This window comes from Bradyrhizobium sp. USDA 372 (assembly GCF_053629095.1).
In genome coordinates, this window is the sequence record NZ_JBRJHR010000001.1 from 5,581,245 (window position 1) to 5,599,271 (window position 18,027).

Genomic DNA, 18,027 nt, shown 5'->3' on the forward strand with positions numbered 1-18,027 from the left:
GCGAGCCGCTCCCGGTGATGACAAAGGCTATCTGAATCCCTCGGCCACACGCGCAACTTTTCCTCCTGATTTCAGCTTTTTGCTGATGTCTTTTTTTGAATGCGGCATCAGACCCCCGAGCGCCGCTTCGATGTTCCTTACCATCGCTAGGAGACGCGGTCCAATGTCGTTGATCAAGCGCTCTTCCGTGAAACGGAATGCGGGCGCCCCGCAATTGAATGCGTAAGGTCCGGTTCCGTCGTTGAGCTTGAGCGCGACACCGGCCGCGCCGATGTCGTCGTGCCAGTCGCCGACCGAAATCGCAAAGCCGTATTTCGCGACGGTCTCGCCGGAACGTTCCAATCCCTCGCGCATCTTCGGCCAGCGGCTGCCGTAATGTTCACGCAGGATGCGCGACACGTCAGCGCGACCTTCGTCGTCGAGCGCCCAGAAATAGGCGCGGCCCATCGCGCTGGTTGCAATCGGCACGCGCGAGCCGACGTCAAGTTGAACGCCGACGGTCTCGCTGCCGCGGCTCTGCCCGAAATAGATCATGCTGTGGCGGTCACGGCCGCCGACGGCGACGGCGCCGCCGGTCGCGCGCATCACTTCCTCGCGGAACGGCTCGGACAAATGCCGAACGCCCAGATTGGCCAGCGCCGCGTAGCCGAGCGACATCGCTGCAGGTGCGAGCTGGTACTTCTCGAACCGGGGAACCGGCGTCAGATAGCCGAGCTTGGTCAGCGTGTAGGTCAGGCGCGACACGGTGGGCTTGGGCAGATTGGTGCGCGAGGCAATCTCCTGATTGCCGAGCAGGCCGTCATTGGGGTGGAACGCGCGCAATACTTCCAGTCCGCGGGAAAGCGCGACGACGAAATTCCGATCGGTCGCGGTCTTCTTTCCTGTACGCTTCATCCCTGATCTGCTTCTTGCGCGGAGTCGTTGACAACGTCCGTGCTTCAAAATAACCCTGCCGTCAAGATGCGGAATTAAATTCCGCACCGCGAAATCGAACAAAAGTAAATCCCCACCAAGGAGGGACACCGTGAGCGAAGTGGTCAAGCTTGAGCGTCATGACGAAGTCGGGATCGTCACGGTCAACAGCCCGCCGGTCAACGCGCTGAGTGCCGCAGTCCGCGGTGGGATCCTCGAGGGCATCAAGGCCGCGATCGCCGATCCCGCCATCAAGGGCATCGTGCTGACCTGCGCCGGCCGCACCTTCATCGCCGGGGCTGACATCACCGAGTTCGGCAAGCCGCCGAAGCCGCCCGCCCTCAACGACGTGCTGTCCGAGATCGAAAATTCGCCAAAGCCGGTCGTTGCCGCCATCCACGGCACCGCGCTCGGCGGCGGCCTCGAGGTCGCGCTGGCCTGCCATTTCCGCGTCGCGGTGAAAGAGGCCAAGCTCGGCCTGCCCGAGGTGAAGCTCGGCCTGTTGCCCGGCGCCGGCGGCACGCAGCGCCTGCCGCGTGCGGTCGGGCCCGAGCTTGCGGTCAAGATGATCGTCGGCGGCGACCCGATCGGGGCGGCGGAAGCGCTGAAGAACGGCCTGATCGAGGAGATCATCGAGGGGCCGGCCTCCGGCGGCGAAGCCTTCGTGCGCAAGCTGCTGGCGGAGAAGCGCCCGCTGCGCCGTCTGCGCGACGACGATTCCAAGCTCGCGGCGGCCAAGGCCGACCGCTCGATCTTCACCAATGCGGTTGCGGCAATGACCAAGAAGTCGCGCGGCCTGGAGGCGCCGTTCGCGGCGGCCGATGCCGTCGGCTACGCCATTGACCTGCCCTTCGACGAAGGCCTGAAGAAGGAGCGCGAGGGCTTCCTCAAGCTCGTCGCCAGCGACCAGTCCAAGGCGCAGCGCTACGCCTTCTTCGCCGAGCGCGAGGCCAACAAGATCGCGGGCGTTCCTGAAGGCACCAAGCCGCGGCCCGTCAACCGCGTCGCCATTCTCGGCGCCGGCACCATGGGCGGCGGCATCGCGATGTCCTTTGCCAATGCCGGCGTGCCCGTCACCCTGATCGAGACCGGCGAAGAGCAGCTCAAGCGCGGCATGGGCATCATGCAGAAGAACTGGGAAGCGACCGCAGCGCGCGGCGGCATCCCGGCCGATGCGCCCGCCAAGCGCATGGCGCTGATCAACGGCGTCGTCGGTATCGAGAATGTCGGCGATGCCGACCTCGTCATCGAGGCCGTATTCGAGACGATGGCGGTGAAGAAGGAGGTGTTCGGCAAGCTCGACCAGTACGCCAAGCCCGGCGCCGTGCTCGCCTCCAACACCTCGTACCTCAACATCGACGAGATCGCCAAGTCGACCAAGCGTCCGCAGGACGTGCTCGGCATGCATTTCTTCTCGCCGGCCAACGTCATGAAGCTGTGCGAGATCGTGCGCGCCGACAAGACTGCGCCGGATGCGCTGGTGACTGCGGTGTCGATCGCGCGCAAGATCGCGAAGGTGCCGGCCGTGGTCGGCGTCTGCGACGGCTTCGTCGGCAACCGCATGCTGGCGCAGCGCGGCAAGCAGTCCGAGAAGCTCCTGTTCGAAGGCGCTCTGCCGCAGCAGGTCGACGCCGTCGTGACGAAGTTCGGCATGCCGATGGGGCCGTTCGCAATGGGCGACCTCGCCGGCCTCGACATCGGCTGGCGCTCGCGCAAGGATCGCGGCATCAAGTCGGAGATCGCGGACGCGCTCTGCGAAGCCGGCCGCTTCGGCCAGAAGACCGGCAAGGGTTACTACAAGTACGAGCAGGGTTCTCGCGCGCCGCTCCCTGACCCCGATGTCGAGAAGCTGATCGACGAGACCTTGCTGCGTCTCGGCCGCAAGAAGCGCGTCGTCAGCGACGAGGAGATCCTCGAGCGCATGATGTATCCGATGATCAACGAGGGCGCGAAGATCCTCGAAGAAGGCATCGCCGCGCGTCCCAGCGACATCGACGTGGTCTGGCTCTACGGCTATGGCTGGCCGATCTATCGCGGCGGCCCGATGTTCTGGGCCGACAGCGTCGGCCTGAAGCACATCGCCGATCGCCTTGCCTTCTACGCCAAGGAGACCAACGACCCCAGCCTCGAGCCCGCCCCGCTGCTGAAGAAGCTCGCGGCTGAGGGCAAGACGTTCGCCTCGCTCGCGGCCGAGTCGAAAGCGGCGTGATGGCCGCTTCGTCTCAACCTTTGTCATTCCGGGATGCGCCGCAAGGCGCAGGCCCGGAATCCATAACCCCAGCTGGTGGCTATGGATTCTCAGATGCGCAATTGCGCATCGTAGCTCGCGACTTCGTCGCGCCCCGGAATGACGGTCTGTGTTAGTTTGCTCGCTCAAGCAATCAAGAAAATGACCCATCCCGGCGAACAGTTTTATCCCGAGGGCGTGCGGTGGGACGACACCATCGTCCAGGGCACGCTGCCGGATCTCCTCTCGAAGGCCGCCGCCGATTATGGCACGCGCACCGCGCTGGAGTTCCGCGACCGACCGATCAGCTACACCGAGCTCACAGCTCAGGCCGATCGCGCCGCCGCGGCGTTCCTGCGCGCCGGATGCGGCAAGAACAGCTCGGTCGCGCTGTTCCTCGGCAACACGCCCGATCACCCCGTCAACTTCTTCGGCGCGCTGAAGGCCGGCGGCCGCGTCGCGCATCTGTCGCCGCTCGACGGCGAGATCGCGCTGACGCACAAGATCACCGATTCCGGCTCGCGTGTGCTCGTCACCTCCAACCTCCAGGCCCTGCTGCCGACCGCGCTGAAATTCCTGGAGAAGGGCCTGATCGACAAGCTCGTCGTCTGCGAGGACGATCATTGGGGCAAGGTCGGCACGCCGCAGGCGGCGATCCCCGACGATCCCCGCATCGTCACCTTCAAGACCTTCGTCGAAGGCGCCACCGCGCCTGCGCAATGGCCTGTCGTCACGGCCGGTGACGTCGCGCTGCTGCAATATACCGGCGGCACCACCGGCCTGCCCAAGGGCGCAATGCTCACCCACGGCAATCTCACCTCTGCGGTGTCGATCTACGACGTCTGGGGCAAGCCGGCGCGCGCCGCCCGCGGCGACGTGATCGAGCGCGTGATCTGCGTGCTGCCGCTGTTCCACATCTACGCGCTCACCGTGGTGCTGTTGTCCTCGCTTCGGCGCGGCAATCTGATCTCGCTGCATCAGCGCTTCGACGTCGAAGCCGTGATGCGCGACATCGAGGTCAAGCGTGCGACCTACTTTCCGGGCGTTCCGACGATGTGGATCGCGATCGCCGCGCTGCCCGATCTCGACAAGCGCGACTTCTCCTCGCTCGTTACCATCGGCTCCGGCGGCGCGCCGCTGCCGGTGGAGATCGCGAGCTTCTTCGAGCGCAAGGTCGGCAAGAAGCTGCGCAGCGGCTGGGGCATGACCGAGACCTGCTCGCCCGGCACCGGCCATCCGCCCACGGGTCCCGAGAAGCCCGGCTCGATCGGCCTGATGCTGCCCGGCATCGAGCTCGACGTCGTCGCGCTCGACGATCCCAGACGCGTGCTGCCGCCGGGCGAGATCGGGGAGATCCGCATCAAGGGCCCGAACGTCACCAAAGGCTACTGGAACAAGCCGGCAGGATCGACGGAGGCCTTCGTCGACGGCCGCTTCCTCACCGGCGACATCGGCTATGTCGATACCGACGGCTACTTCTTCCTGGTCGACCGCAAGAAGGACATGATCATCTCCGGCGGCTTCAACGTCTATCCGCAGATGATCGAGCAGGCGATCTACACCATTCCGGGCGTGCACGAGGTGATCGTGCTCGGCATTCCCGACGCGTATCGTGGCGAAGCCGCAAAGGCCTTCATCAAGCTGAGGCCCGACGCAAAGCCGTTTTCGCTCGACGAATTGCGCGCGCAGCTCGCCGGCAAGCTTGGCAGGCACGAGCTGCCGGCCGCGGTCGAATTCGTCGACGACCTGCCGCGCACGCCGGTCGGAAAATTGTCCCGCCACGAATTGCGCCAGCAGCAGAAACCGTCACAATCCACGACAACCGCATCAGGAGGTCGCTCTTGACCGACGCCGTCATCGTTTCCACCGCCCGCACCCCGATCGGCAAGGCCTATCGCGGCGCGCTCAACGCCACCGAGGGCGCGACGCTGCTCGGCCACGCCATTGGCGAGGCCGTCGCCCGCGCCAAGATCGATCCGAAGGAGATCGAGGACGTCGTGATGGGCGCAGCGCTGCAGCAGGGCGCGACCGGCGGCAACATCGCGCGCAAGGCGCTGCTACGCGCCGGCCTTCCCGTCACCGTCGCCGGCACCACCATCGACCGGCAATGCGCCTCGGGCCTGCAGGCGATCGCGCTCGCGGCGCGCTCGGTGATCTTCGACGGCGTCGAGATCGCGGTCGGTGGCGGCGGCGAGTCGATCAGCCTCGTGCAGAACGACAAGATGAATGGCTTCCACGCCCAGGATCCGGCGCTGCTCAAGATCAAGGGCGAGGTCTACATGCCCATGATCGACACGGCGGAAGTCGTCGCCAAGCGCTACGGCATCTCGCGCGAACGCCAGGACGAATATTCGCTGGAGAGCCAGCGCCGCACCGCGGCCGCGCAGCAGGGCGGCAAGTTCAAGGACGAGCTCGCCCCGATCACGACGCAGATGGCGGTCACCGACAAGGCGACCGGCGCCGTCTCGATGAAGGAAGTCACGCTGTCGCAGGACGAGGGCCCGCGCCCCGAGACCACGATTGAAGGTCTCGCCGGCCTGAAGGCCGTGCGCGGCGAAGGCTTCACCATCACCGCCGGCAATGCCAGCCAGCTCTCCGACGGCGCCAGCGCCTCCGTGATCATGAGCGACAAGGAAGCCGCAAAGCGGGGCCTTGCGCCGCTCGGCATTTTCCGCGGCTTCGTCTCGGCCGGCTGCGAGCCGGACGAGATGGGCATCGGTCCGGTCTTCGCCGTGCCGCGCCTCTTGAAGCGCCACGGCCTCACCGTCGACGACATCGGCCTCTGGGAGCTGAACGAAGCCTTCGCGGTGCAGGTGCTGTATTGCCGCGACAAGCTCGGCATCGACCCCGACAAGATCAACGTCAACGGCGGCGCGATCTCGGTCGGCCATCCCTACGGCATGTCCGGCGCGCGCCTCACCGGCCACGCTCTGATCGAAGGCCGCCGTCGCAAGGCCAGGTACGCGGTCGTCACCATGTGCGTCGGCGGCGGCATGGGCGCGGCCGGACTGTTCGAAGTTTTGCAGTAGTTCACAGGAGGATCCGATGGATCTCGCATTCACGAAAGAAGAGCAGGCGTTTCGCGACGAAGTGCGGCAGTTCTTCCGCGACAACGTGCCGCCGGATACGCGGCGCAAGCTGGTCGAGGGCCGTCATCTCTCCAAGGACGAGATGGTGACGTGGTGGCGCATCCTCAACAAGAAGGGCTGGGGCGTCAGCCATTGGCCGAAGGAATATGGCGGAACGGGGTGGACCTCCGTGCAGCACTACATCTTCAACGAGGAGCTGCAGTCCTATCCGGCGCCGCAGCCGCTCGCCTTCGGCGTCAGCATGGTCGGCCCGGTCATCTACACCTTCGGCAACGATGAGCAGAAGAAGAAATACCTGCCGCGCATCGCCAATGTCGACGATTGGTGGTGCCAGGGTTTTTCGGAGCCCGGCTCCGGCTCCGACCTCGCCTCGCTGAAGACGAAGGCCGAGCGCCGTGGCGACAAGTGGATCATCAACGGCCAGAAGACGTGGACCACGCTCGCCCAGCACGCCGACATGATCTTCTGCCTCTGCCGCACCGACAACAACGCCAAGAAGCAGATGGGCATCTCCTTCATCGTGTTCTCGATGAAGTCGAAGGGCGTCACCGTGCGTCCGATCCAGACCATCGACGGCGGCCGTGAGGTCAACGAGGTCTTCTTCGACGACGTCGAGGTTCCCTACGAGAACCTGATCGGCGAGGAGAACAAGGGCTGGGACTACGCAAAATTCCTGCTCGGCAATGAGCGCACCGGCATCGCCCGCGTCGGCGTCTCCAAGGAGCGCATCCGCCGCATCAAGGATCTGGCGTCGAAGGTCGAATCCGCCGGCAAGCCGATCATCCAGGATCCCGCCTTCCGCGAGAAGCTTGCGGCGTGCGAGATCGAGCTGAAAGCGCTCGAGCTGACGCAGCTGCGCGTCGTCGCCGACGAAGGCAAGCACGGCAAGGGCAAGCCCAATCCGGCCTCGTCGGTGCTGAAGATCAAGGGCTCCGAGATCCAGCAGACCACCACTGAGCTCTTGATGGAAGTGATCGGCCCGTTCGCCGCGCCCTACGACGTGCACGGCGACGACGGCTCGAACGAAGCCATGGACTGGACCGCCCAGATCGCGCCGAGCTACTTCAACAACCGCAAGGTCTCGATCTACGGCGGCTCCAACGAGATCCAGCGCAACATCATCGCCAAGGCGGTGCTGGGGCTGTGATGCTCTCTCCTCTCCCTCTCCCCGTTCTTACGGGGAGAGGGCAGGGTGAGGGGCCTCTCTCCGCGCAGGGACTGTCGAGAGAGCGGTACCCCCTCACCCGACGCGTTTCACGCGTCGACCTCTCCCCGCAAGCGGGGAGAGGTGAAGAGAGGCACCCCACACAACGCGTACACTTTTGACTTGAGGAAACAGAAATGGATTTTGATCTGTCCGAGGAGCAGCGGCTTCTCAAGGAAAGCATCGACGGCCTGCTGACCGATTCCTACGATTTCGAGCAGCGCAAGAAGTACATGGCGGAGAAGGGCGGCTGGAGCAAAACGGTCTGGCTCAAGCTCGCCGAGCAGGGCCTGTTGGGCCTGCCCTTCAGCGAAGCCGACGGCGGCTTCGGCGGCGGCGGCGTCGAGACCATGATCGTGATGGAGGCGCTCGGCAAGGCGCTGGTGCTGGAGCCGTATCTGGCCACGGTCGTGATCGGCGGCGGCTTCCTGCGCCATGCCGGCAGCGATGCGCAGAAGGCCGCGCACGTGCCGGGGATCATCGACGGCAGCAAGACGCTCGCCTTCGCCCAGCTCGAGAAGAACTCGCGCTACGATCTGTTCGACGTCACCACGACCGCGAAGAAGAAGGGCGACGGCTTTGTGATCGACGGCGAAAAGTTCGTCGTGCTCAACGGCGAGAACGCCGACACCCTGATCGTCACCGCGCGCACCAAGGGCGACCGTCGCGACAAGTCAGGCATCGGCGTGTTCCTGGTCCCGGCCAATGCCAAGGGCGTCGCCAGGAAGTCCTATCCCACGCAAGACGGCCTGCACGCCGCCGACATCACCTTCACCGGTGTCGAGGTCGCACCTGATGCCGTGCTCGGCAACCCCGAGGATTCGCTCGCGCTGATCGAGCGTGTCGTGGACGAGGCCCGCGTCGCGCTCTGCGCCGAAGCGGTCGGCCTGATGGACGAATCGCTCAAGACCACGGTCGAGTACATCAAGACGCGCAAGCAGTTCGGCGTCGCGATCGGCTCGTTCCAGTCGCTGCAGCACCGCGCCTCCGATATGTTCGTCGCCACCGAGCAGGCGCGCTCGATGTCGATGTTCGCGACCATGGCTGGTGATTTCGAGGACGCCAAGGAGCGCAGCAACGCGATCGCCGCGGCCAAGGTGCAGATCGGCAAGTCGCTGAAGTTCGTCGGCCAGCAATCGATCCAGCTCCACGGCGGCATCGGCATGACCATGGAGGCGAAGATCGGCCACTACTTCAAGCGCCTCACCATGATCGAGAACACCTTTGGCGACACCGACTACCACCAGCGCCGCGTCGCCGATGCGGGCGGGTTGATTTGAGGCGCGCGATGACCGTCATCCCGGGGCATCGCGAAGCGATGAGCCCGGGATCCATCGGGCGTCATCACCCGCGGTGAGATGGATTCCGGGCTCGCGCTACGCGCGCCCCGGAATGACCAAGAAGTGAGGGCACAAATGCAAAACACCCCGTTCGATCTCACCGGCAAGGTCGCCGTGGTCACCGGCTCCAGCCGCGGCATCGGCCGCTCCTCCGCCGAGCTGCTCGCCAGGCTCGGGGCCAAGGTCGTGGTCTCCTCGCGCAAGGCGGAGGCCTGCAAGGAGGTCGCCGACGGCATCAATGCCGCTGGCGGCGACGCTACAGTCATCCCCTGCAACATCGCGCGCAAGGCCGAGGTCGAGGCGCTGATCGCAGGCGCCACGAAGCATTACGGCAAGATCGACATCCTGGTCTGCAACGCCGCGGTCAACCCGTATTACGGCCCGCTGCTCGACATCACGGATGAGGCCTTCGACAAGATCATGGGAAGCAACGTCAAGAGCAACATCTGGCTCTCCGCGCTCGCGATCCCTGAGATGGCCGAGCGCGGCAAGGGCTCGGTGATCATCATCTCCTCGATCGGCGGCCTGCGCGGCTCCACCGTGATCGGCGCCTACGGCATCTCCAAGGCCGCTGACTTCGCGCTGTGCCGTTCGCTCGCCGGCGAATGGGGCCCGAAAGGCGTCCGCGTCAACTGCATCGCGCCTGGCCTCGTCAAGACCGACTTCGCCCGCGCGCTCTGGGAAGACGAAGCCAATTTGAAGCGCCGCACCGCCACCACGCCGCTGCGCCGCATCGGCGAGCCCGACGAGATCGCCGGCGCCGTCGCCTACCTCGCCTCCGACGCCTCGAGCTTCATGACCGGCCAGACCATCGTCATCGACGGCGGCGTCACGACCGCGGCGGTGTAGCCCCGCGCGCCGCCAGCGCGCCCTCGATGGCGCGCACCACGATCAGGGCGGACCGCTCGTCGAGATGCACGCCGTCGGCCCAGCGCAGCTCGCCGATCGGCGGATGGATCGGCAGCCAGCGCCCGCCATCCGGGAAGGCCGTGTGGACGATCGCCTTGCTCATCCTGACCAAGCGGGAATCCTCGATCTCCGCCGCGAAGGGAATCTCGAACAGCAAGGCGCGTGATCCCCGCCGCTCGATCTCGTCGATGAGCGCCTTGATGCGCGCCACATTCACCCGCGCCGCAACCGTTGGGTCCTCGTCGTTCATCTGTTGCACAGCGCGGTCGAGATGGACCTTGTTGTCGAAAGTGCTCGGTGGCTCGCCGAGCAGGCGATCCCGCGCCGCGCGCGCCTCTGCGGGATTTGGCGGGGTGTGATTCCAGGTCTCGTAGGCGGCCACCGCCGTTCGCACCGGGCGCAGGAACCGCGCATCGTTGTCCGCGCCGCCGGAGAATTTCTCGATCAGCGCGTCGTCCGGCAGGCGCGTGAGCACATTGGTCTCGATCAGGACGATCTTCGGCAGGCGTTTCTGCCTCGCGATGATCTCCAGGCTCGTCACCGGCGAGCCGCCGGCCAGCGCCAGGTTGCGGATTCGGGGCAACGAGAAATATTCCTCCTTCAGGCGCCACGCGACCGAGCTGCCGACCAGTACGATGTCAGGCGTGGGCTCCCGGACATAGCGGTTGAGGGTGACGAGGCTGCCGTCGCGCGTGGTGACGGCCGGCTGCTGCAGGGCCGAGCCGAAGCGCGCGGTGGCGAGGCCGCAGGCGAGCAGCAGCATCGCGGCGCCGCCGGCGCACCTGATCATCCACGAAAGTGTCGTATCCTGCCGCATGGTCAGAACTGGAAGTAGATGAAGGCGCTGTCGGGCCCGGCTTCGAGATAGGCCAGCGCCGCCAGCGCACCATAGAGATACGGCTCCCATCGCCGCAACCGACCGTCGACCAGCGCGCCGATGCCGGCATGCTGGATGATCACCGGCAGCGCGTAGAGCAGGGCGAGATTATAGAACAGCTTCGGCGGATTGGGCGCGTCCGTCGCGATGAACATGCCCTTGAGGTAGCTGATCGCGTGGTCGAAATTCGGCAGCTTGAAGAAGATCCAGAGCATCGTGACGCAGAAGAACACGACGCCCATCCGGACGACGCGCAACGCAGGGCGGTCGCCGAGAAGCTTCAGGAACGGCCGCTCGATGGCGAGCAGCAGCCCGTGCGCCATGCCCCACAGCGCGTAGCTCAGGCTCGCGCCATGCCAGAGCCCGCCTAGCGTCATCACGATCATCAGGTTGAGATAGGTGCGCAAGCCCCCGTGCCGGTTGCCGCCGAGGGGAATGTAGAGATAGGTCCTGAGCCAGCTCGACAGCGAGATGTGCCAGCGTGTCCAGAACTCCGAGAACGATGTCGAGATGTAGGGCAGGTTGAAGTTCACGGGCAGCCGATAGCCGAACAAGAGGCCGAGGCCGAGCGCAATCGCGGAATAGCCGAAGAAGTCAGCGTAGATCTGGTAGCTATAGAGGAACACGAGCAGCCAGCGGTCCTGCGTGCGCAGCGTCTCGTGGAGCGGGAAGTCCATGTAGGACGTCATCTCGTTGAGATTGTTCGCCACATACAGCTTGAAGAAATAGCCGACGAGAATCCATTTTGCGGCCTCGATGAAGGCGACGTCACTGATCCGCTTCGGCACGATCTGCGGCATGAACTGGGCCGCACGGGTGATCGGGCCGGACACCAGCTGCGGGAAGAAGATGATGTAGAGGAAGACCTCGCGCAGGCTTGCGGTGCGTTTCTCGCGCGTCAGGTCGACCAGCAGGCTGATGTTGTGAAACACGAAGAACGAGATGCCGATCGGCAGCGGCAGCCGCAGCAGGAAGTCGAGCGGCGCGACGCCGGTCAGATGGCTTGCGGCGCCATCGACGAACAGGAACTTGTATTTGAAGAACGCCAGCAGGCCGAGGTTGAAGACGATGCCGGCCGGCATCCACACAGCCCGGTTCTCGAACGCCAGCACCAGGCAGACATGGGTACCGAGCACCGCGACCAGCAGCAGCGGCAGCAACTCGGGCTGGCCGAACCCGTAGAAGAACACGCTCGCGGCCACCAGCAGCTGCACCTGGAAGCCGCGCAGCGGCGGCAGGTAATAAGCGCCGAACACGGCCGCCACGAAGACGCCGAACTGAAAGGAGGTGAAAGTCATGCCGCCCCATTGGCCCGACACGGCATTTAGCATTTTGGTCGAGATGGTCATAGCCTTGTCGGCTCTGCCGGGACGCCACTTCTGGTTGCCGGCGTGACGGGCGTCGCTTACCCTCCCCTGGAGGGGGAGGGTCGTCCCAGGTTGCGCAGAGCGCAACTTGGGACGGGGTGGGGTGAAGCCAAGGCAATGGTCTCAACATCAATCCGACGTGCCGCCGCGAAAAAGCTGAGAGCGAATACGACACCGCACGAACGGATGCTGTGGCGCGCTCTCAAAGACCCTCCGATGAATGGTTCGCATTTCCGCCGGCAAGCGCCGATCGGTCCATACATCGTGGACTTCTTCTGCCCTGCCAGGCGCCTGATCATCGAGCTCGACGGCGGCCACCACAATGAAGACGGTGTGGCCGCCCGCGATCTCGACCGCCAACGCTGGCTCGAACACGAAGGCTACCGTGTCATCCGGTTCTGGAATTTGGAGATCACGACCGATCTGACCGCGGTGATGGAGCGCATCTATGTCGAGCTGTACGGATCGAGCGACGCAGAGACGACACCCTTAAAGCACCGCCGAACCTAGCGGCTCGCGCGACCCTTCTCTTACCCTCCCCTGGAGGGGGAGGGTCGGTTCGCATGCAGCGAAGCGGAATCCGAACCGGGGTGGGGTGACAGACCATCCGCGAGCGCAGTGCTCCTGAATGAACGGAAAAGCCTTCGGCGGAACAAATGTGAGACCGCCTTTGTGGCTTCACCCCGCTCGCGCTGCGCGCGAGCGACCCTCCCCCTCCAGGGGAGGGTAAGTAAGCGTGGCACCCGACGCATCCAATCTTGACCTTCTGCCTCCAATCCGCTCCCTTTGGCCCGACACAACGACCCCCCCGGAAACGCCAAGAACACATTCAAGAAAACATCAAGGTAAGCCGCCATGCCTTTCGTCCTCGCCATCGACCAGGGCACCACCTCTTCGCGCGCGATCGTGTTTCGCGGCGATATTTCCATCGCCGCCAAGGCGCAGGCCGAGTTTCCGCAGCATTTTCCGGCCTCGGGCTGGGTCGAGCACGAGCCCGAGGACATCTGGACCTCGACCGTGATGGTCTGCCGCGAGGCGATCGAGCACGCCGGCATCACCGCAAAGGACATCGCCGCGATCGGCATCACCAACCAGCGCGAGACCACCGTGGTGTGGGACCGCGCCACCGGCCAGGCCGTGCACCGCGCCATCGTCTGGCAGGACCGGCGCACCGCCGACATCTGCGCGAAACTGAAAGCCGACGGCCGCGAGGGCGTGATCTCGCAGAAGACCGGCCTGATCATCGACCCCTATTTCTCCGGAACGAAAGTCGCCTGGATCCTCGACCACGTTCCCGGGGCCCGGGCGCGCGCCGCGCGCGGCGAATTGATGTTCGGCACCGTCGATTGCTATCTGCTCTGGCGCCTCACCGGCGGCAAGGTGCACGCCACCGACGCCACCAACGCCTCGCGCACGCTGCTGTTCAACATCCACACCGGCCAGTGGGACGACGAGCTGCTAGAAATCATCGGCGTGCCGCGCTCGATGCTGCCCGAGGTGAAGGACTCCTCCGCCCGCTTCGGCGAGAGCACGCCGGACCTGTTCGGCGGCGCCATCGCGATCTCCGGCATCGCCGGCGACCAGCAGGCCGCCACCATCGGCCAGGCTTGCTTCCGCCCGGGCATGATGAAGTCCACCTACGGCACCGGCTGCTTCGCGCTGCTCAACACCGGCACCACGCCCGTGGTCTCCAGGAACAAGCTGCTCACCACCGTCGCCTATCAGCTCGATGGCAAACGCACCTACGCGCTCGAAGGCTCGATCTTCGTCGCGGGCTCCGCCGTGCAATGGCTGCGCGACGGCCTCGGCATCATCAAGCATGCCGCCGAGACCGGGCCGCTTGCCGATCAATCGGATTCCATGCAGAGCGTTTATCTCGTCCCCGCCTTCGTCGGCATGGGCGCGCCGTACTGGAATCCGCGCGTCCGTGGCGCGCTGTTCGGCCTCACCCGCAACACCGGCCCCGCCGAGCTCGCCCATGCGGCGCTGGAAAGCGTCTGCTACCAGACCTTCGACCTCTGGGCCGCGATGCGCGCGGACTGGCCGAGCTCGGAAACCGCCAGCGTCGTGCTCCGCGTCGACGGCGGCATGACCGCCTCCGACTGGACCATGCAGCGCCTCGCCGATCTCCTCGATGCCCCGGTCGACCGCCCCGTGATCCAGGAGACCACGGCGCTGGGCGCCGCCTACCTCGCCGGCCTCAATGCCGGCGTCTATCCCGAGCCGACCAAATTCGCCGACAATTGGCGCCTCGAGCACCGCTTCAAGCCGAACATGAGCCAGGCCACGCGCGAGCGGAAGCTCGCCGGCTGGGCGAGGGCGGTGAAGGGCGTGCTGGCGAGCGACGAGGGGGAGGGGTAGGCGTAGGCACGGCCTCGCGGCTCGACGCCGCGAGGCGCGCTCAACTGCCTCCACGTCGTCATTGCGAGGAGCTCTTGCGACGAAGCAATCCAGACTGCCTCTGCGGAAAGATCCTGGATTGCTTCGCTACGCTCGCAATGACGGAGTGTGGCGCTGCTGTGGTGGCTCAAACGGCGCCGCCCGCTCGCCCATAACGAAAGTAAGCAACGAAGCATGATCGTCCCCGACGGCTATTCCGACGTGCCGAACGGCAAGATCGCCGCCGTCGTCACCCATCTGGAGATGACCACGCTTCCCGCGCGCTGCGACGATCCGCCGGGAAACTGGTCATTGCGGAAGGTCGATGCCCCTGCGATTCCCTGGTACCGCGATCTCTATCGCCGCGTCGGCGAGAACTGGCTGTGGCTGGCGCGGCCGCATCTGACCGACACCGAGCTCGCCGCGATCATCCACGCGCCCGGCGTCGAGGTCTATGCCCTCGTCATGGATGGGCGCGATGAAGGCTTTCTGGAGATGGATTTCCGCGAGCCCGGTCAGTGCGAGGTGGTCTATTTCGGCGTCACCGCCGGCCTGATCGGAACGGGTGCCGCCCGCTTCCTGATGAATCGTGCGCTGGAGATCGCATGGTCACGCGACCTCCGCCGCCTCTGGCTGCACACCTGCACTTTCGATCATCCCGGGGCGGTGGCATTCTATCAGCGCTCCGGCTTCCGCCCCTTTCGCCGCCAGATCGAAATCGACGACGACCCGCGGCTCGACGGGAGGTCGCCGCGCGATGCGGCCCCGCATGTGCCGATCATCGAGTAGTGTGCGGCTGCCTCCTCACCGTCATTGCGAGGAGCCCTTGCGACGAAGCAATCCAGAATGTCTGCACGAAGAGTTTCTGGATTGCTTCGCTGCGCTCGCAATGACGAAGTGCTGCGCTGACGTCAATGTTCTGATTAGCACATCAAAGGGCGGCGGCGCCGTACTGGATGGCGCACAGCAAAGTCCGGGACCTGCTTTTCCGCATGCAATGGGCCTACGATCTCAAAACACCTCCTGCTTCCCCCGCGCCAGCGAAAACCCCCGCTGCATCGCATTGAAGCACGTCAGCCCGCTCTCCTCCGACCGGCACGTGAATCCCCCGCGCTGCCACACCTCGCCATAGGCCAGCACCGGCAGCGAGGGGTCCATCACGGTGTCCCCTGCGCAGATGCGGCTTGCTGCGCCCTTCGCGCTCATCTCGAAGGCGTGACCCCAGTCAAGCTCGCAATCGGCGGGCCGGCGCGGGCGCGCGTCCATGTTCATGATGTCGCAGCGGAGCACGCCTTGACCGTTGTCGGTGAAGAACTGGCAGGCGATGTTCGTCGACGGCGTCAGGAAGCCGATCGGGCCATCCTGCGCGTGGGTGGCACCGATCATCGGCAGCAGGATCGATAGCAGGATCAGTCCGCGCGGTGCCGTCATGTCATTCCCACTCAGCTATCGAAATTCACCGCCGTCGTGTTGGCGCCGCAGACCAAAATCGCGAGACGCTCGGCAGGCGAAGGACGATAGCGGCCGGAGAGCACCGCGGCAAAGGCGGCGGCACCGCCGGGCTCGGCGACGAGGCGCAAGTGCGACCACAGCGCGGCCTGGGCCTGCCGGATCGCATCGTCGCTGACCAGGACGACGCGCTCGACATGGGCCCGCGCGACCGGAAACATCAGCTCGCCGACGCGCCGCGGCGCAAGGCTGTCGGCGGCGATGCCGCCGGCCGGCGCATCGACCGGAGCGCCCGCCTCGAACGCGGCGTGCAGGGTGGGCGATTGCTCCGGCTCGACCGCGACGATGCGTGTCCTGCCGGCGTACCATGCCGCAATGCCGCCGATCAGCCCGCCGCCGCCGACCGCCACCAGCAGCGTGTCGATGCCGGGCGCATCCTGCTCCAATTCCAGTCCGACGCTGCCCTGGCCGAGCAGGGTTTCGGCCTGATCGTAGGCATGGACGGCCAGCGCGCCGGTCTGCGCGACATGCGCCTCGCTCGCGGCGAGCGCATCGGCGTAGCGGCTGCCCGCGATCACGAGCTTTGCGCCATAAGCCCTGATCCGCTCGGCCTTGGCCGGCGAGGTGATGTCGGGCACGAAGATCGTGGCGGGAATGCCGAGCCGCTGCGCCGCATAGGCGACGGCCGCGCCGTGATTGCCGCCGGATGCGGCGACGACGCCGGCCTGCGGCACCTGCCGCAGCAACAGATTGGCGAAGGCGCCGCGCGCCTTGAACGATCCGGAATGCTGCAGCATCTCGAGCTTGAAGGTGACGGGTGCTGCCGGCAGGCCGAAATCGGCGAGATCGGCCTGAACAAGCGGCGTGCGCCTGATATGCGGACGGATGACCGGCTCGGTCGCCGCAATCCGCTCCCGATTGATGTCCATTGTCGCTGTCATGATACCGTCCAGGATAGCCCAAGGGAGCGTTGACATCAATTAGGTAATTAGCAAAATGGCTAAATGAAATTTGCCGTCGCCTTGCGCGCGCTCGCCAACGAACGCCGCCTGCAGATCCTGGAATGGCTGCGGGATCCGCGGCGGCATTTTCGCGAGCAGGAAGATGGCGACCTGGTCGAGGACGGCGTCTGCGGATTGCTGATCGCCGAAAAGCTCGGGGTCAGCGCGCCGACATTGAGCGAGCACATGCGGGTGCTGACGGCAGCCAAGCTGGTGCGCGCCAAGCGCATCAAGCAATGGACGATGTACAAGCGCAACGAGACGGCCATCGCCGCGATCAAGCGCTCGATCCAGGACGGCCTTTGAGCGCAAGGCCGCCCGCGGACCTCGTTGCAGCCGGCGCAATGCTCCCTTTCCAAGATTTTTGTTGCGCCGCGCCGAGCTGGTCGTGGAGACTGATCGGCCCTGCCTTGTTCAATGATTGAGAAGAGCGAGAACCATGTTCCTGATCGGCCAATATGATTCCCCCTTCGTCCGCCGCGTCGCGATTGCGCTCCGGCTCTACGGGCTCGCCTTCGAGCACAAGCCATGGTCGACCTTCGGCGATGCCGACAAGATCGCGCCCTATAATCCGTTGCGCCGCGTGCCGACCCTGGTGCTCGACGACGGCGAGGCGCTGATCGAGAGCATGATCATCCTGGATTATCTCGACGACCTCGTCGGGCCCGAGAAGGCCATGCTGCCGCGCGGCGGCACCGAGCGGCGCAGGCATTTGCGCATCTGCGCGCTCGCCTCCGGCCTCGGCGACAAGGCGGTCAGCCTGCTCTACGAGCGCGTGCTGCGGAAGGAGCAGCTCGCGCTGTGGGTCGAGCGCTGCCAGGCACAGATCGCGGACGTGCTGGAGGTGCTCGAGGCCGAGCGCGCCAAGGTGACGACGCCGTACTGGCTGGGGACGCGCATCGGCCACGCCGACATCGCGGTGGCCTGCGTCGTCCGCTTTACCCGCGAAGCGCATCCGCAGCTGTTCGATGCGTCGCGCTATCCGGCGCTCGCGGCGCATAGCGAGCGTTGCGAGGCACTGGCCCCGTTCCAGGAGATCGTACAACCGCTGTCCCCGCCGAAGGGATGAGGTGCGCTCTGTCATTCCGGGGCGCGCGAAGCGCGAACCCGGAATCCATCGTGCAGCGGATGATGTGGAGCAATGGATTCCGGGCTCGCGCCAAGAGGCGCGCCCCGGAATGACAGCGCTGGGCCTGGCGAGAGTGTCGGACGCCATAGCAGCCCGATGATGCAACAATACCCCTGTTTTGCCCGACGTCGCAACGCGGTTTTC

The 18,027-nt window shown here is 65.5% G+C and carries 16 protein-coding genes; 11 read left to right on the forward strand and 5 right to left on the reverse strand.

The genetic code is table 11. The features are described 5' to 3' along the window. Nucleotides 1-27: 27 nt before the first annotated feature. Nucleotides 28-894, reverse strand: coding sequence for an IclR family transcriptional regulator (locus AB7M16_RS26085; protein ID WP_453947267.1), 867 nt, complete (start codon nt 892-894; stop codon nt 28-30). Between the two features lie 130 nt (nt 895-1,024). Here AB7M16_RS26085 and AB7M16_RS26090 point away from each other — a divergent pair, with 130 nt between their 5' ends. From AB7M16_RS26090 to AB7M16_RS26115, 6 genes are all read left to right on the forward strand, one after another. After that, nucleotides 1,025-3,121 carry a 3-hydroxyacyl-CoA dehydrogenase NAD-binding domain-containing protein gene (locus tag AB7M16_RS26090; protein WP_453945474.1) on the forward strand — a complete coding sequence of 699 codons (2,097 nt, stop codon included), beginning with the start codon at nt 1,025-1,027 and terminating at the stop codon, nt 3,119-3,121. A 180-nt stretch (nt 3,122-3,301) separates the two neighbouring features. Then, a complete protein-coding gene (gene pimA / locus AB7M16_RS26095) occupies nt 3,302-4,984 on the forward strand; it encodes a dicarboxylate--CoA ligase PimA (protein ID WP_453945475.1) in 1,683 nt (560 codons plus the stop codon). After that, nucleotides 4,981-6,168: an acetyl-CoA C-acyltransferase gene (locus AB7M16_RS26100; RefSeq protein WP_453945476.1), complete on the forward strand. Its 1,188-nt coding sequence runs from the start codon at nt 4,981-4,983 to the stop codon at nt 6,166-6,168. Before pimA ends, AB7M16_RS26100 begins: the two co-directional genes overlap by 4 nt. A gap of 16 nt (nt 6,169-6,184) precedes the next feature. Continuing rightward, on the forward strand, nt 6,185-7,375 hold the full coding sequence (gene pimC, locus AB7M16_RS26105; protein ID WP_453945477.1) for a pimeloyl-CoA dehydrogenase large subunit: 1,191 nt from the start codon (nt 6,185-6,187) through the stop codon (nt 7,373-7,375). A 194-nt stretch (nt 7,376-7,569) separates the two neighbouring features. Beyond that, a complete protein-coding gene (pimD, locus tag AB7M16_RS26110) occupies nt 7,570-8,712 on the forward strand; it encodes a pimeloyl-CoA dehydrogenase small subunit (protein ID WP_453945478.1) in 1,143 nt (380 codons plus the stop codon). 135 nt (nt 8,713-8,847) lie between these two features. Next, nucleotides 8,848-9,621: an SDR family NAD(P)-dependent oxidoreductase gene (locus tag AB7M16_RS26115; RefSeq protein ID WP_453945479.1), complete on the forward strand. Its 774-nt coding sequence runs from the start codon at nt 8,848-8,850 to the stop codon at nt 9,619-9,621. On the opposite strand, the gene AB7M16_RS26120 is transcribed toward AB7M16_RS26115, so the two are convergent. Together AB7M16_RS26120 and AB7M16_RS26125 are read right to left on the reverse strand one after the other, a co-directional pair. Continuing rightward, nucleotides 9,602-10,471, reverse strand: coding sequence for a hypothetical protein (locus AB7M16_RS26120; RefSeq protein WP_453945480.1), 870 nt, complete (start codon nt 10,469-10,471; stop codon nt 9,602-9,604). The genes AB7M16_RS26115 and AB7M16_RS26120 overlap by 20 nt on opposite strands. A gap of 29 nt (nt 10,472-10,500) precedes the next feature. After that, the gene (locus AB7M16_RS26125) at nt 10,501-11,907 is read right to left on the reverse strand and encodes an MBOAT family O-acyltransferase (protein WP_453945481.1); all 1,407 of its coding nucleotides are present in this window, start codon (nt 11,905-11,907) and stop codon (nt 10,501-10,503) included. A gap of 135 nt (nt 11,908-12,042) precedes the next feature. On the opposite strand from AB7M16_RS26125, the gene AB7M16_RS26130 reads away from it, so the two are divergent. From AB7M16_RS26130 to AB7M16_RS26140, 3 genes are all read left to right on the forward strand, one after another. After that, nucleotides 12,043-12,435 (forward strand): endonuclease domain-containing protein, encoded by a 393-nt coding sequence (locus tag AB7M16_RS26130; RefSeq protein WP_453947268.1) that lies wholly within the window; start codon nt 12,043-12,045, stop codon nt 12,433-12,435. 345 nt (nt 12,436-12,780) lie between these two features. Beyond that, complete coding sequence (gene glpK, locus AB7M16_RS26135) at nt 12,781-14,286, forward strand: glycerol kinase GlpK (protein WP_453945482.1); 1,506 nt, start codon at nt 12,781-12,783, stop codon at nt 14,284-14,286. Between the two features lie 213 nt (nt 14,287-14,499). Then, entirely contained in the window at nt 14,500-15,093 is a 594-nt protein-coding gene (locus tag AB7M16_RS26140) for a GNAT family N-acetyltransferase (RefSeq protein WP_453945483.1), read from the forward strand. 222 nt (nt 15,094-15,315) lie between these two features. On the opposite strand, the gene AB7M16_RS26145 is transcribed toward AB7M16_RS26140, so the two are convergent. Continuing rightward, nucleotides 15,316-15,735: a DUF6636 domain-containing protein gene (locus tag AB7M16_RS26145; RefSeq protein ID WP_453945484.1), complete on the reverse strand. Its 420-nt coding sequence runs from the start codon at nt 15,733-15,735 to the stop codon at nt 15,316-15,318. A gap of 11 nt (nt 15,736-15,746) precedes the next feature. Further along, nucleotides 15,747-16,730, reverse strand: a complete 984-nt coding sequence (locus tag AB7M16_RS26150) for a threonine/serine dehydratase (RefSeq protein WP_453945485.1) — start codon at nt 16,728-16,730, stop codon at nt 15,747-15,749. A 27-nt stretch (nt 16,731-16,757) separates the two neighbouring features. Between AB7M16_RS26150 and AB7M16_RS26155 the strand changes: the two genes are divergently transcribed. Together AB7M16_RS26155 and AB7M16_RS26160 are read left to right on the forward strand one after the other, a co-directional pair. Then, on the forward strand, nt 16,758-17,060 hold the full coding sequence (locus AB7M16_RS26155; RefSeq protein WP_057028173.1) for an ArsR/SmtB family transcription factor: 303 nt from the start codon (nt 16,758-16,760) through the stop codon (nt 17,058-17,060). A 133-nt stretch (nt 17,061-17,193) separates the two neighbouring features. Beyond that, nucleotides 17,194-17,823 (forward strand): glutathione S-transferase family protein, encoded by a 630-nt coding sequence (locus tag AB7M16_RS26160; protein WP_453945486.1) that lies wholly within the window; start codon nt 17,194-17,196, stop codon nt 17,821-17,823. Nucleotides 17,824-18,027 lie beyond the last annotated feature (204 nt).

What these genes read in the sequence shown, in the direction of transcription:
- AB7M16_RS26125 (WP_453945481.1), bottom strand. Translation starts at nt 11,907, where the DNA reads ATGACCATCTCGACCAAAATGCTAAATGCCGTGTCGGGCCAATGGGGC.
- AB7M16_RS26145 (WP_453945484.1), bottom strand. Translation starts at nt 15,735, where the DNA reads ATGACGGCACCGCGCGGACTGATCCTGCTATCGATCCTGCTGCCGATG.
- AB7M16_RS26160 (WP_453945486.1), top strand. Translation starts at nt 17,194, where the DNA reads ATGTTCCTGATCGGCCAATATGATTCCCCCTTCGTCCGCCGCGTCGCG.
- AB7M16_RS26155 (WP_057028173.1), top strand. Translation starts at nt 16,758, where the DNA reads ATGAAATTTGCCGTCGCCTTGCGCGCGCTCGCCAACGAACGCCGCCTG.
- pimA (WP_453945475.1), top strand. Translation starts at nt 3,302, where the DNA reads ATGACCCATCCCGGCGAACAGTTTTATCCCGAGGGCGTGCGGTGGGAC.
- AB7M16_RS26115 (WP_453945479.1), top strand. Translation starts at nt 8,848, where the DNA reads ATGCAAAACACCCCGTTCGATCTCACCGGCAAGGTCGCCGTGGTCACC.
- glpK (WP_453945482.1), top strand. Translation starts at nt 12,781, where the DNA reads ATGCCTTTCGTCCTCGCCATCGACCAGGGCACCACCTCTTCGCGCGCG.
- pimC (WP_453945477.1), top strand. Translation starts at nt 6,185, where the DNA reads ATGGATCTCGCATTCACGAAAGAAGAGCAGGCGTTTCGCGACGAAGTG.
- AB7M16_RS26150 (WP_453945485.1), bottom strand. Translation starts at nt 16,730, where the DNA reads ATGTCAACGCTCCCTTGGGCTATCCTGGACGGTATCATGACAGCGACA.
- AB7M16_RS26120 (WP_453945480.1), bottom strand. Translation starts at nt 10,471, where the DNA reads ATGATCAGGTGCGCCGGCGGCGCCGCGATGCTGCTGCTCGCCTGCGGC.
- AB7M16_RS26085 (WP_453947267.1), bottom strand. Translation starts at nt 894, where the DNA reads ATGAAGCGTACAGGAAAGAAGACCGCGACCGATCGGAATTTCGTCGTC.
- AB7M16_RS26140 (WP_453945483.1), top strand. Translation starts at nt 14,500, where the DNA reads ATGATCGTCCCCGACGGCTATTCCGACGTGCCGAACGGCAAGATCGCC.
- AB7M16_RS26130 (WP_453947268.1), top strand. Translation starts at nt 12,043, where the DNA reads ATGGTCTCAACATCAATCCGACGTGCCGCCGCGAAAAAGCTGAGAGCG.
- pimD (WP_453945478.1), top strand. Translation starts at nt 7,570, where the DNA reads ATGGATTTTGATCTGTCCGAGGAGCAGCGGCTTCTCAAGGAAAGCATC.